This window comes from Erythrobacter sp. S249 (genome assembly GCF_057364975.1).
On record NZ_CP200287.1, the window covers coordinates 2,668,866 to 2,681,245 of the forward strand.

General features: G+C 58.4%; 12 protein-coding genes. 4 read left to right on the forward strand and 8 right to left on the reverse strand.

From position 1 onward, the window contains the following. Positions 1-27: 27 nt before the first annotated feature. From AC0V6V_RS12595 to AC0V6V_RS12605, 3 genes are read right to left on the reverse strand one after another with little or no spacing between them, the layout of a single operon-like run. Complete coding sequence (locus tag AC0V6V_RS12595) at positions 28-504, reverse strand: HPr kinase/phosphorylase (RefSeq protein ID WP_486165701.1); 477 nt, start codon at positions 502-504, stop codon at positions 28-30. Then, a complete protein-coding gene (locus AC0V6V_RS12600) occupies positions 471-2,042 on the reverse strand; it encodes a sensor histidine kinase (protein ID WP_486165702.1) in 1,572 nt (523 codons plus the stop codon). The genes AC0V6V_RS12595 and AC0V6V_RS12600 overlap by 34 nt, the downstream gene beginning before the upstream one ends. Next, positions 2,035-2,799, reverse strand: coding sequence for a response regulator (locus AC0V6V_RS12605; RefSeq protein WP_486137082.1), 765 nt, complete (start codon positions 2,797-2,799; stop codon positions 2,035-2,037). Before AC0V6V_RS12605 ends, AC0V6V_RS12600 begins: the two co-directional genes overlap by 8 nt. A 314-nt stretch (positions 2,800-3,113) precedes the next feature. Here AC0V6V_RS12605 and AC0V6V_RS12610 point away from each other — a divergent pair, with 314 nt between their 5' ends. From AC0V6V_RS12610 to AC0V6V_RS12620, 3 genes are all read left to right on the forward strand, one after another. Further along, positions 3,114-4,730 carry a phosphoenolpyruvate carboxykinase gene (locus AC0V6V_RS12610; RefSeq protein ID WP_486166357.1) on the forward strand — a complete coding sequence of 539 codons (1,617 nt, stop codon included), beginning with the start codon at positions 3,114-3,116 and terminating at the stop codon, positions 4,728-4,730. Positions 4,731-4,851: 121 nt separating this feature from the next. Further along, positions 4,852-5,226 (forward strand): hypothetical protein, encoded by a 375-nt coding sequence (locus AC0V6V_RS12615; protein WP_486165704.1) that lies wholly within the window; start codon positions 4,852-4,854, stop codon positions 5,224-5,226. A gap of 27 nt (positions 5,227-5,253) precedes the next feature. Continuing rightward, positions 5,254-5,790 (forward strand): DUF937 domain-containing protein, encoded by a 537-nt coding sequence (locus tag AC0V6V_RS12620; RefSeq protein WP_486165705.1) that lies wholly within the window; start codon positions 5,254-5,256, stop codon positions 5,788-5,790. A 30-nt stretch (positions 5,791-5,820) separates the two neighbouring features. Here the strand turns inward: AC0V6V_RS12620 and AC0V6V_RS12625 are convergent, their stop codons facing one another. The 4 genes from AC0V6V_RS12625 to AC0V6V_RS12640 all read right to left on the reverse strand — a co-directional run bounded on the left by AC0V6V_RS12625 (position 5,821) and on the right by AC0V6V_RS12640 (position 10,836). Continuing rightward, positions 5,821-7,416, reverse strand: a complete 1,596-nt coding sequence (locus AC0V6V_RS12625) for a DUF1570 domain-containing protein (RefSeq protein ID WP_486165706.1) — start codon at positions 7,414-7,416, stop codon at positions 5,821-5,823. A gap of 168 nt (positions 7,417-7,584) precedes the next feature. After that, the gene (locus AC0V6V_RS12630; protein WP_486165707.1) at positions 7,585-8,538 is read right to left on the reverse strand and encodes a hypothetical protein; all 954 of its coding nucleotides are present in this window, start codon (positions 8,536-8,538) and stop codon (positions 7,585-7,587) included. Between the two features lie 11 nt (positions 8,539-8,549). Next, positions 8,550-10,391, reverse strand: a complete 1,842-nt coding sequence (locus AC0V6V_RS12635) for a DUF885 domain-containing protein (protein ID WP_486165708.1) — start codon at positions 10,389-10,391, stop codon at positions 8,550-8,552. Positions 10,392-10,443: 52 nt separating this feature from the next. Then, complete coding sequence (locus AC0V6V_RS12640) at positions 10,444-10,836, reverse strand: DUF3597 domain-containing protein (protein ID WP_486165709.1); 393 nt, start codon at positions 10,834-10,836, stop codon at positions 10,444-10,446. Positions 10,837-10,935: 99 nt separating this feature from the next. Between AC0V6V_RS12640 and AC0V6V_RS12645 the strand changes: the two genes are divergently transcribed. Continuing rightward, positions 10,936-11,154, forward strand: a complete 219-nt coding sequence (locus tag AC0V6V_RS12645; RefSeq protein WP_486165710.1) for a hypothetical protein — start codon at positions 10,936-10,938, stop codon at positions 11,152-11,154. A gap of 113 nt (positions 11,155-11,267) precedes the next feature. Here AC0V6V_RS12645 and AC0V6V_RS12650 read toward each other — a convergent pair whose 3' ends face one another. After that, positions 11,268-11,960: a TonB family protein gene (locus AC0V6V_RS12650; protein ID WP_486165711.1), complete on the reverse strand. Its 693-nt coding sequence runs from the start codon at positions 11,958-11,960 to the stop codon at positions 11,268-11,270. Positions 11,961-12,380 lie beyond the last annotated feature (420 nt).

A 12,380-nucleotide genomic window follows, 5' to 3' on the forward strand; every position in this document is an offset into this window, starting at 1 on the left:
CCCTTGGCCGCGTTCTTCGCGCTCGTCTCACCGGATTGCAAGCCCGCTCTGCCATCCGTGGAGTTTTAATGCCCATAGCGCGCGCTCCGCTGGCGCGATTGTACCGGGCACGAAGGGTAGGGTGGGCACTGCCCAGCCGAGCAAATCGCGAGTGTCGGCTGCCTCGCGATAGCGCGGTGCGTCATCGGCTAGGGTCAGGATCAGCGTGAGAGGTGCGCTCGTCGTAGGAAGGTCTACGATACCCACGCCTCGGATCTCCAGCTTGCCGGTGATGTTCAGTGGGGGTGAGGCGATGATTTGCTCGCCCTCCCGAGAGAGCGTGACCCCATCATCACCGATCAGCTGCGCTCCGCGTTCGATCAGGGCGAGAGCGAGTGAGGATTTGCCGCTGCCCGGCTTGCCTTCGATTAGCAGGGCTTGGCCATCCACGGCGACCGCGCTGGCATGGACAAGCAGCGACTCCATGTCGATCAAATCGCCGCTGGCAGTTGCAGCCGTAGGCATGCGCCGCTTTCACCATCAGCGCGGCTTTCGGCGACGAGCGAGCCATCATGCGCCTCGGCAATGGCCCGCGCGATGGCAAGCCCGAGGCCGGAGTGGTTGCCGAAATCCTCATTGTCTGGGCGGATCGAGTGGAAGCGTGTGAACACTTTTTCGCGCGCGTCCTCTGGAATGCCGGGGCCTTCGTCGCAGACGGTCAGCGCGACGCATTCGCCATCGTTCTCGATCTCAACCAGGATCGGCGCCTTAGGCGGCGAGAAGGACACCGCATTGTCCAACAAGTTCTCGACCACGCGCTCCAAACGAGGGCCAACCCCGATGACATTGGCGGCAAATCCGCGCGCCTTAAGAATGATCTCTCGGTTGCGATTTTCAGCGCGGTCTTCGCGGCTGCCGATGATGGCCCGTACCAGATCGGACAGGTCGATTCGCTCCAGCGTGGCGCGCGACATTTCAGAATCGATCCGGCTCGCGTCGGAAATCTCAGTGACGAGACGATCTATGCGGCGCACATCATGGGTCGCAATATCCGTGAGTTTCTTGCGCGTCTCTTCGTCTTCGACGCGCGGCAATGCTTCGATGGCGCTGCGCAGGCTTGCGAGCGGGTTTTTGATTTCATGCGCCACATCAGCGGCAAAGCTATCGACCGCATCAATCCGGTGACGCAGCGCGCCGGTCATGTCGGAAACCGCGCGGGCGAGCAGACCGATCTCATCCCCGCGTTCCGGCAGACGAGGAACTTCGACTTCGCGTTCGCGGCCCTGGCGCACTCTGACGGCTGCATTGGACAACAGGCGCAGCGGGGTGACGATTGTGCGGGCAAGGAACAGGGATAAGAGAAACGAGGCGAACAAGACAATCAGAACTGCAATCACCAAGGTCGACCGCGCTGCGCGCACCGCCTCGGTAATGTCGACCGCATTGCGTGTGGTCAGCAAAGTCGCGCCATTCAAGCCAACAGGAGCGGCAGCGGTGATCACCGGGGTGCCATCGCGCCAATCGTAAAGCGTGATTTGGCTGATGCCTTGCTCGCGTGCAGCAACCAGTTCTGGCCAATCATCCGCCTGGTCCGATTCCTTCTCGACATAGTCTGTGACCGGCTCTGCGCTGACGACGGTGTCGACCGCACGGTCTAGCCAGCGGGCAAAGCGCAGGTTCCAATCATCATCGCTGATGTCGTCTAATTCAAATGCGGGGCCGTCTTCATCGAGGGCGAAGCTGTCAGCCCAGAGCAGCCCTTCCGCATCGAACATGCGCATCCGCATTCGTTGCTCTTTGCCAATCTGCACCAGCAGCGCTTCTTGGCGCTCGCGGGTGACGCCAGCCAAAGCCTCGGCGGCAATCTGGGCCTCGATCCGGGCCAGTTTGAAGCGCTCATCGAGCAGCTGCGTACGGTAGCTATCAATGTAGAACAGCCCGCCGCCGAGGAACAAAAGCGGCAAGAGGTTCACAATAAGTATGCGCGCGGTGAGCGAAAAACGGCCCGTCAGGCTGAGGCGTTCCACTCCTTGATCCAGCGTTGGAGCATCATCTTCAACCATCAGTGAAGCTGTAGCCTGCCCCGTAGAGCGTATCGATCGCGCCAAATTGCGGATCGACGACGCGGAATTTGCGCCGCATGCGCTTGATATGGCTATCCACTGTCCGGTCATCGACGAAAATATCGTCCGGATAGGCCGCATCCATCAATTGGTTGCGGCTTTTGATCACGCCGGGACGCGCAGCCAGCGCTTCCAAGATAAGGAACTCTGTTACCGTCAGGCTGACCGGTTTTTCGTCCCAAGTCACATGGTGGCGCGCAGGGTCCATATACAGCCGCCCGGTTGAGATGCTGGGATTGACCGGCTCAATTTCTTGGGTCTCAATCCCTATGGCTTTGCTCGGGTCAGCACGGCGCAGAATCGCGCGAATACGGGCGATTAGCAGGCGCAGGCTGAACGGCTTAGCGATGTAATCATCTGCTCCCAGCTCAAGACCCACTTCCTCGTCGAGCTCATCGTCTTTGGAGGTGAGAAAGATAACTGGCAGCGCGGTGTGCTCGCGCACTTTGCTGAGCAATTCCAGCCCGTCCATCTTCGGCATTTTGATGTCGAACACGGCGAGATCAGGGGGATTGTCGAGCAGCGCCTTCAGCGCGGTTTCGCCGTCGGAATAGAGCCGGGTCACGAACCCTTCCGCCTGCAGCGCGATCGAGACTGTGGTGAGGATATTGCGATCGTCATCGACCAGCGCGATGGTCACTTCATCGCCTTTGGCAGGCTCTGCCTTAGTCATGATATCGCTGGTGCTATCGCTCATTCGTTATGTCTCCCAGCCACTTAGTCTGCGCTTGGTTAGGGTGCCTGCGCGGTGCGGCGCTCACGCCATGAATAGCCGCATCAAGCGCCATAAACAACGCGGGCGTTGAGAGCGCAAGCGCGGCTTGCAAAGATGGCAGTAGATATTGCGCTTGCCGCGTTTGACGGGGCTGCTGCGCGCATCTATGCACACGTATGCATAAACGGACCAGCGCAGGCCACTGACGCACCGCAAGACATTCGAAAGCGGTCGCCGGGGAAGCAATGTTTCCGGTTTCATAAATTGCACAACCATAATGGTTCAGGAGAAATGCGTTGACCCCGCTTGCCCACCCTTTGTCATCACAGGGTATTGAAACCTCAGCTGAAATTCACCCTAACCTCGGCACACCAGAGCTTGTCGAAGCCTCGATTTCGAAGGGCGAGGGCGCCCTGTCGAAGGACGGCGCATTGGTTGTGAAAACCGGCGCGCACACCGGGCGCAGCGCGAAAGACAAGTTCATCGTGCGCGATTCTGTCACCGAGAACACGGTCTGGTGGGGCAAGGTCAATGCCTCCATGACGTCAGAGCATTTTGCCGCGCTCAAACAGGATTTCCTCGCTGCCCTTGGCGAGAAAGAAACCCTCTATGTCGCGGATCTGTTCGGCGGGTCGCAGGCAGAGCACCGCGTCAATGTGCGCGTGATCAACGAGCTTGCCTGGCACAATCTGTTTATCCGTACTCTGCTGGTCCGTCCAAACACTGACGAGCTCGCCGATTTCGCTCCAGAATACACCATCATTGATCTGCCCAGCTTCCGGGCCGAGCCGGCGCGTCATGGCACGCGCGGTGAGACGGTGATTGCGGTCAATCTGTCTGAAAAGCTGATCCTGATTGGCGGGACAAAATATGCAGGCGAGATGAAGAAGAGCGTCTTTGGTATTCTCAATTATCTGCTGCCGACCAAAGGCGTGATGCCGATGCATTGTTCAGCCAATATCGGGCCGGACAATAAGACGGCGGTGTTCTTTGGGCTGTCAGGCACTGGCAAAACCACGCTCAGTGCGGACGCTTCGCGCACGCTTATTGGCGATGATGAGCATGGCTGGTCCGACACAGCGGTCTTCAATTTTGAAGGCGGCTGTTATGCCAAGATGATCCGCCTGTCTGAAGAGGCTGAGCCTGAGATTTACGCGACCACCAAGCGCTTCGGCACAGTGCTCGAAAACGTGGTGATGGACGAACACACCCGCACGCTCGACTTTGACGATAACTCGCTGGCTGAGAACACGCGCGGTGCCTATCCGATTGATTTCATCCCGAACACCAGCGCCGACAATCTGGGCCCAGTGCCCAGCAACGTCGTGATGCTGACCGCGGATGCGTTCGGCGTGCTGCCTCCGATTGCGCGGCTGACACCGGAACAGGCGATGTATCACTTCCTATCGGGCTACACAGCGAAAGTCGCTGGCACAGAAATCGGCGTGACCGAGCCAGAGGCCACCTTCAGCACCTGTTTTGGCGCACCATTCATGCCGCGCCACCCGAGCGTCTATGGTAATCTGCTGAAAGAGCGCATTGCCAAGGGCGGCGTGCAATGCTGGCTGCTCAACACTGGTTGGACTGGCGGCAAATACGGGGTTGGCAACCGGATGCCGATCAAGGCGACACGCGCACTGCTTAATGCGGCGCTCAACGGTGATCTCGACAATGTCGAATATCGCCGCGACGACAATTTCGGCTTTGATGTGCCCGTCCATGTGCCAATGCTGGCCGAGGCAGGGATCGATCAAGCGATCCTTAACCCGCGCGAGACCTGGGCTGACAAGCGTGAATATGATGCGACGGCGCACAAGCTGGTGCAGCTGTTCATCGACAATTTCGCAGAATTCGAAGCGCATGTTGATGAAGGCGTGAGGCAGGCCGCACCGGATGCACCGGTCGCCGCATAACACAATTTTACAGTTGGAGAGGAAGGCCCCGCCCGGCGAGATAGCCGGAGCGGGGCCTTTTCATTTGCGGCCATTGCGCGCAGACTAAGGCAATCAAGAATCATTAGAAGGGATCAATAATATGAGCATTCTCGACAGCATTATGCAGCAAGTTTCAGGCTCACCAGACACGGTTGCGAGCCTCGCTGAAAAGGTTGGAATTGATCCTGCTATGGCTGAGAAAGCTGTTGCCGCACTTGGCGCCTCGCATGGCGAAGACGGCGATACTGTTGAACTGGCCGCGCAAAAGACCGGCATGGATGCCGGCGCGCTTAGCGGCATCATGGAGCAAATGGGCGGAGAAGGCGCATTGGGCGACTTGGTTGGTAAAATGCAAGATGCAGGCGAGGGCGAAGGTATGCTCGGCAATCTTGCAAGTATGCTTGATCAGGATGGCGACGGAAACCCGATCAATGACGTGATGGGCATGGCCAAGGGTCTGTTCGGTAAGAAATAATCACGGCGCTTGATCGAGGGGACGGATATGAGTTTAGGCCAAATTTTGCAGCAAACCGGCGCGATTTCATCGATGGCGCGCGAGCTCGGCATTGATGAGGGTACGGCCAAGACAGCCGCTGGCGCTTTGCTCCCGGCGATTGTCGCCGGGATGGGACGCAGCGCAACTGGTGGCACCTCGACCCCTGACCCAATGGGAGGACTAGGCGGACTGGCTGGCGCTATTTTGGGTGGCGGCTCCGGTGGCGGCGGTGGTCTGGGAGGCGGCCTGCTGGATGCGGTGCTGGGCACTCAGGCGACGCCGGTCAATCAAGGCAATGATATCCTTGGCAACATCTTCGGCAGCAAGGATGTGAGCCGTTCGGTCGCTGGCGAAGTCGCCGCGATGACAGGGATTGACGAGGGCATTCTGAAAAAGATGCTGCCTATCCTCGCCATGGCCGCTGCTGGCTATATGGCGAAACAAGCAACCGGCGGCGGCGCTGCCCCGGCTGGCGGATCATCAGGTGGCGGAGCGCTGGGAGGGATCCTCGGCTCAATCGTGACCGGAATGATGAGCCGCTAACTTTAAGGCTTATGGTGGAGCAGAGGAGGTCTACTCGTCTGCTCCACCATCACTATCATCATCACCAGGGCCTGCTGGGACGCTGACCTGAGCAACGGGAGCAGTTACCGCCAAATCGCGGCCGGTGATCACTGTGCCTTCCTCGGTTTTGTCGAGCAGTGCGATGATGTTCTTTGCGCGCTCGGCCTGATTGCCTCCGTGCGGATCACTGGCCAGAGGCTGCAGCGAGCTTTTTGCGATGGCAATCTTGCCTTCCCGCATTTGCATCATCGCGGCCCGCATCCACAAACCCTTGTCGAATGGCGCGAGTTCTGCAGCGCGTTCCAGCGCGTGTTTGGCATTTTCGGGCGGTTCTACACCGCGCTGAGCATAGCTGCGATAATAGTAGATCAGCGGCAGCGGATGATCATTCTCAATTTTGTTGAGCTGCGAAAACGGCTGCATCGCCAGATCAATCGCGGCCTTCTCATCCTCTGCATCGCGCGCCATCCGGAACAGAGCATAGCCCTTTTGCACATAGGGATTGGTGCGCGTTGGATCGATCACAATGGCTGCATCGGCGGCGGCAATGGCTTCGGCATCATTGCCCGCGTCGTACTCTGCCTCTGCAAGAGCTGAGAGGACGCCAGCATCACCAGGGTATTTCGACGCAACTTCTCGCGCATCAACGAGCACTTCTGCGGCTGTCTCTTCGTCGACGCCGCGCTGCGATCTGATGCGGATTGGCATCATCTCGGCCTCGCCCTTGGGCAGCTTGCGCAGCGTGACTTCGCCGATAGGGAGTCTTTCTGGTGCGAGGCCAAGGCCGGGCATGCGCTTCCGCAGATAGGATCTCAGTTCTTTTTCAAGCTGATCCAAATCACCAAAGGCCTTTTTGCCCGCCTCTAGTGAGGATAGGCCCGAGAGCACCTCTGCTTGGTATTTGCTGAGCTGACCCTGCCGGTCTTCGTTGAAGGTAAGGTAATGGTAGAGCAGCCAGCTGCGTCCATAGAATGCGTCATAGCCCTTGCCGCGATTGCTCTCGTAAAGCTCGTGGTCAAGCAGCTCATAAATGCTGACATCAGCGGAGTTGAAAAGTTCATTGGCGCGGTGCTGTGCTGGAAGCCCAATTTGAATGCCGCCTTTACTTGGAAACGATGCTGACGCGAAAAACTCGGCCGCACCTTCACTGAGCCAGCGCGGCATTCCGAAGCGCGATTGTGAGATTAGGAAGTGGTGCGCGTATTCGTGAAGCAGAATGATCGTCGAGAAGTCCGGATAGCCACTTTTATGGCGGATATCCTGCACAAATGCTCGGCTTGCTCCTGCTCTTGGGCGATAGAATCCCGCGACATAGCGGCTCTTTCTGCCTGATAGCTTGCGCACGTCTCGTTGGCTTCCAACGACGAAGATCACCACTCTGTTGGAGGGGCTGGGTTTTTCTACCTTACGTCTGGTGAGCAATTCCATAGCCGCATGAAAGCGCTCAAGGTTTTGCGCATAGCGGCGAATGTCTTTCTCGCTGTCATCGGCGTAAATCACGAAATGGTCGCTTGATGCTTCGTGCCAATCCGCGCGTGCTGGCGCAGCGCTTAGAAATGCGAATGTCAGTAAAAGAGATACGAATAGACGCGCGAATACCATCATGATTGCCCCGTTAGTGCGACCGAGCACTTAAGAAGCGCTCGTATCTGAAGCATAACGGCATTTATTTGGGTTTCTAGGGGCTTTGTTTAGCTTTCTAGACCGTCGAGACAGTTCCAGATCTGCGAGACGACGGCGGAGCCTTCGCCCACGGCGCTGCCGCTTGGCAGATCACTGCCCATCGGCGACTTCCTCCACCGGGTGCCTCAGGATGATGTCTGATAGGAACAGGCGCGCGCTTTCCTTGGCGGCGAGTTGCTGCATCGGGCCAAAATACCACGCCGGGTCGAGCAACCGGTCATAGCGAATGGTCAGAGCGACACGCGTGCCGCCATCAGCCGTTGGCGTGAAGCGGACATCAGTGCCGTCGATATCCATGTAATTGCCAAGATAGCTGTCGTTGCGCGTGATTTTTGTGCGGACGTGATCGGCGCTGACTTTGTCGATGCGAACATGCATCTCGCCCTGATGGGTGTTGGTGAACACCCAGCGTTTGTAGGTGAAACGGAGCGTGTGCTTATCGCCCGGCGCCAGGCTGCCCGCCTGAATGCTGTCGGGCATGGGGAACAGATCCAAGAACCAGTGCCGGTCGCTTTCAAAACTGATCGGCTGAGCCATGTTCGCTTGCAGTTCGGCGACGCTAAGCGGGGTGTCCGCGACCAAAGTGGCGGTCGCCGGACGCGGCACCGTGGTTGCCGAAAACAGACCTTCGCTCACCAGCATTAGGACCAGTACGGGAATGGCTGCGACCTTGAACGTGTTGGTCAGATCGCTGCTGCCTTTGTCATCCAGGCTTTTTTCTCTCGCCAGCCAAGAGAAGAAAAAGCCAATTGTTGCAAAGCCATAGTAGATCGGCATGAACATCAGGACGCAGATGAAGCCTTCAAACAGCAACACCGAGGTTGCCAGAAAGACGATCGTCATAATCCGCATATGGTTGAGATAGCGGTAGCGATATCGGGTGCTCTCGCTCGATTTGGTGAGGAATGCGAGCGCAACCGAGATGACGAACGGGACCAGAATGTAGACTAAGGTCGTGGTGCCAAATTGGCTATCCAGCAGAAAGCGCAGGGTCAGGGTCGAGACCCCGATCACAACCAACAGCACTTTCCAGGAAATTCCCATTCGGTGCCTCCTTAGCCGCGCGCTCCCGCGATATAGCGGTCGACATTCTTGGCGACGACATCGAGCGGCGCATTGCCGCCCAGGATCACGGCGGTGTTGAACGCCTTAAAGTCATAGGCCTCGCCCAGCTCACCCTCTGCCCGCGCGCGTTGGCGCACGATTTCGCTGTGCCCGATCTTGTAGCTGCAGGCTTGGCCCGGCCAGCTGCAATAGCGGTCCACTTCGCCGACAACTTCTTCAAACTTGCTGCCATTACGCTCCACAAAGAACTGGCGCGCCTGATCTCGGCTCCAGCGTTTGGAGTGCAGGCCGGTGTCGACTACCAGGCGGCAGGCGCGGAAGGCGAGGCTTTGCAAATAGCCAAGCCGCCCGACCTTGAAGTCGTCATAGGCGCCAAGTTCATCGGCGAGCTGCTCACCATAGAGCGCCCAGCCTTCGCTGAATGCGCCGAACGCGAGGATCGAGCGGATTAGCGGCAGGCGGTTGGAATATTCGCCTTCCCATACGTGGCCCGGGATTGCTTCGTGATAGGTCAGGTCGGCAAGGTCATATTTGCGGTGCAAATCGGTGGTGCGCAGATTGATCCAGAACCGGCCTGGGATGCTGCCATCCTTGCTGCCCGCGCCGCCATAGGCGCCGGGTGCGCCAGGCTCTTCATTGATGGGGATCCGGCGGACCTCCATATTGGGATCAACCAGCTCGTTAAAGGCGCGCGGCATTTGCGCTTTGATCCATTCAATCCGCTCATCGATGAAGGCGAAGATTTCCTCGCGGCCCGGATCGCCCTCGGCAAATTTATATCGAGGATCTTGGCTAAGCGCCTGCATGCGCTCGCCCACGGTGCCTTGTGTGAAGCCGATTTCTTTTAGGATCGGGTCCATCTGGCCTTGCAGTTCGGCGAGTTCTTCCAGCCCCTGCTCGTGGATTTCATCGGGCGAGAGCGAGGTCGTGGTTGAGGCGCTGGTGGCCCAAGCGTAATATTCCTCGCCCTGCGGCTGGCTCCATATGCCGGGGGCGGAACTTGCGATCTCGCGCTGCTCTCTCAATTCGTAGAGTTGTGCCTCCAAGAGCGGAACGATTCCTACTCTAACCGCCTGACGGACCTGCGCTGCACCAGTGTCGCTGCCTTCGATGTTGGAAGCATCCAGAGGCCCAGCGTAACTCTCGTCTGCACTCGCTATACTCGCTTCCATCTGGGCAATTGTCTTATCAAGTAGGAAGTCAGGGGGGACGACGCCAATCGCGCGAGCATCTTGTATTCGCGCAAGTTCGTCGGACAGGACCGACGTTACTTCGTCGACGCGCTTGACGTAGAACTCGACATCCTGTGCATCGCGCAGTGGTTGCGTCGCATCGAAAAAGCGCGGCATGTCGATGTAGGCACCGACGTTCTGGATCACCAGATAAGGGGCGTTGCGCCAGCTCCCGACGGCCACATCGCCGTACGGCAGCGCCATCCCCTCTAGAGATTTAGAAAATGCGCTTTCGACTACTTGAAACCCCACCCGTTGGTCTGGTGTAAGCTCATGGTTAAGCAGGGCTCCGCGAGCAAGTTCGAGAGAGTCTCGAAGTGTTGATCGGTAGGCATCGCGTGCGTCCTCGCTCACCATTCCAAAAGTGCCGCGCAAATCTGCATACGTGCCAATATCAACCCCTAGGCCAGTAGCACGCCCAGGTTCGTGGCGAAGCATCCCATAGGCAATATCATCCAGAATTTCGTCTGGATCGAAACTGGCAACCGGCATATTGGAGATTCGTTCGCTCGCACAGCCCGGCAGCAGCGCCAATGCAGAAACGCCGCCAAGCCCGCTAAGGGCCTGACGGCGCGTGATGTTCATGTTTGAATTGGTCATGCAGGCGGTGTTACCGCGCGGCAGGCCGCTGTCAATCTGAACAATGGGTCAATCAGTCGAGAAATTCAGCTGGCACGGTGCCGCCGTTTTTCGCGAGCTCCTGCATGGTTTTCTTATGCAGCCAGATGTTTTCCTCAGCCGTGCCGGAATAGTCGGTATCGCCTAACTCGCCGGCCAATTCCTTGCGGTTGCCAAAGCTGGGGTCGACCCCGATCAGTTTCATCAGATCGACGATCGATGTGCGCCAGTTGAGCTTGTCTGCGCCGTCCATCGCGTCGAGCTTTGCCGTGACATCAACTTCGCTGATGCCTGCAGGCTTCGCATTAGCCGCGGCGGCAACCGCTGCGGCTGCTCCAGCGGCGGCACCAGCGGCGGCGGCTGGTGATTTCTTCTCGTCTTCGTCCTTGCCGAAGATTGCGCCTTTGATTGAACTGAAAATACCCATTTTGTCCTCCTATTATGTTTATGCGGGGTTGGACGTGGAATATTCCAACTCTGCGACAATTGCACTATGCCGCGAACCACAACCAGAGGCAATTCGAACATGAACCTTGTGCTTTCAATTGTAATGCTGGCCGCGTTCGCCCTGATCATCGGGGCGGTGTTCCTGTGGCGGCGCACGGGCGCGATTAAGCAGCCAGCGCTAATGGTGCTGCTGGCGGCGATTGCGATTGGCAACGTGCTAATCTGGACGCTGCCCGATGCGAGCGGCAATTCGCCGATTGATCAGGTGGAGGCTGCCGGAGCGGAGGGTGCCGGATAGCTGAACGGCCCTCGCCACCCCGCGCCCTCCACCCTTCCACCCGGAGCCTAATGGGAGATCATCCGGGTGGAAGGGTGGAGGGCGCGGGGGGCTAGGTCCTCAACGAGCAGGCTTCAATTCGGCAATTGCCAGTTGATTGAGCTGGTGTAGATCCCGGCCGTCGGCGCGCCGCTTGCATCCATCGCAGGGTCAAACCGCGCGCGTTCGGCGATCAGCGAGCAGGTCGCGCTATCGAGCGCGCTGTGCCCAGTGGACCGCGTGATCGAGCAATTGGTGACCCGGCCAGAGGTGCTCACCTCCAGGCTGAAGCTCGCTTTCCCGGAATAGCCGCGGCGGATCCAAGACGAGCGATAGTCATTGTCCGTAACCCAGCGCGAGGCGTCATTGGCAGGCTTCGCCGCAATCGGATCGAAAGTCGGCATATTAGGGGTGACTTCACCTACGCCATTGCCAATCTCCGTCCCCGGGATCGGCCCTAGGTAGATGTCACCGCCGACCGGCGGCAGCTCACCAGTGGTGCTCACAAGTGGACCTGTGGTCGGAATGGGGTTTGGGATTGGTGGGACGTAGAAGTCCGGCGGAGTTGGGCTCGTTTTGGGCGAGGTATCCGGTTCTGCAGTCGGCTCAGGAGGTGGAGGCGGGAGGGTGGGCGTTATCGTGACAGCACCGAAATCATCAGGTTCTGTCGGGATGACCGCTTTCACCGCCAGCCCGATGACCAGCAGGCCAGCGAAGGCGGCGGGAATGCCAATTGCCCCAAGTATTGCGACCGGTTGGCCCGTTTGGTTTTGTGTGACGTAACTCATTACAAGGCTCCTCTCTTCAAGGAGCGGTCACCTTGAGCGTTTGCTCGCCCATAGGCGCCGCTCCGGAGGCATGTTACAACATTACATTTGCATGACAAGAACTTTCGAGTTGCGTTTCAGGACTTTATGTTTGGGCCTCAAGCGCCGGCGGCGGCATCCGCCGCCTTGGCTATCCTCACTCACACGACCTAATGGTCACTCGCGGGACCATTCCCGGCCAAGGGTCTAGAGCTCTGACGCTTAGTTTGTTTATTGGCTTGGCTTCCAAGGCATTCGGCACGACGGGCGGTCGCCTTTACCAAGTTTGGGGCCTCGACCCATTCCTCGCTAAAGGTCTAGCTGCTTGGCGCTTGACCTTACCCTTCCGGCTTGGTCGCGGAGCACGGTCGCGCCAGCGACCGCAAGGCCGATTGGCCGCCC

Bases quoted from the DNA above. Each gene is read 5' to 3' on its own strand.
- AC0V6V_RS12595 (WP_486165701.1), bottom strand. From the start codon at position 504: ATGCCTACGGCTGCAACTGCCAGCGGCGATTTGATCGACATGGAGTCG.
- AC0V6V_RS12600 (WP_486165702.1), bottom strand. From the start codon at position 2,042: ATGGTTGAAGATGATGCTCCAACGCTGGATCAAGGAGTGGAACGCCTC.
- AC0V6V_RS12605 (WP_486137082.1), bottom strand. From the start codon at position 2,799: ATGAGCGATAGCACCAGCGATATCATGACTAAGGCAGAGCCTGCCAAA.
- AC0V6V_RS12615 (WP_486165704.1), top strand. From the start codon at position 4,852: ATGAGCATTCTCGACAGCATTATGCAGCAAGTTTCAGGCTCACCAGAC.
- AC0V6V_RS12620 (WP_486165705.1), top strand. From the start codon at position 5,254: ATGAGTTTAGGCCAAATTTTGCAGCAAACCGGCGCGATTTCATCGATG.
- AC0V6V_RS12625 (WP_486165706.1), bottom strand. From the start codon at position 7,416: ATGATGGTATTCGCGCGTCTATTCGTATCTCTTTTACTGACATTCGCA.
- AC0V6V_RS12630 (WP_486165707.1), bottom strand. From the start codon at position 8,538: ATGGGAATTTCCTGGAAAGTGCTGTTGGTTGTGATCGGGGTCTCGACC.
- AC0V6V_RS12635 (WP_486165708.1), bottom strand. From the start codon at position 10,391: ATGACCAATTCAAACATGAACATCACGCGCCGTCAGGCCCTTAGCGGG.
- AC0V6V_RS12640 (WP_486165709.1), bottom strand. From the start codon at position 10,836: ATGGGTATTTTCAGTTCAATCAAAGGCGCAATCTTCGGCAAGGACGAA.
- AC0V6V_RS12645 (WP_486165710.1), top strand. From the start codon at position 10,936: ATGAACCTTGTGCTTTCAATTGTAATGCTGGCCGCGTTCGCCCTGATC.
- AC0V6V_RS12650 (WP_486165711.1), bottom strand. From the start codon at position 11,960: ATGAGTTACGTCACACAAAACCAAACGGGCCAACCGGTCGCAATACTT.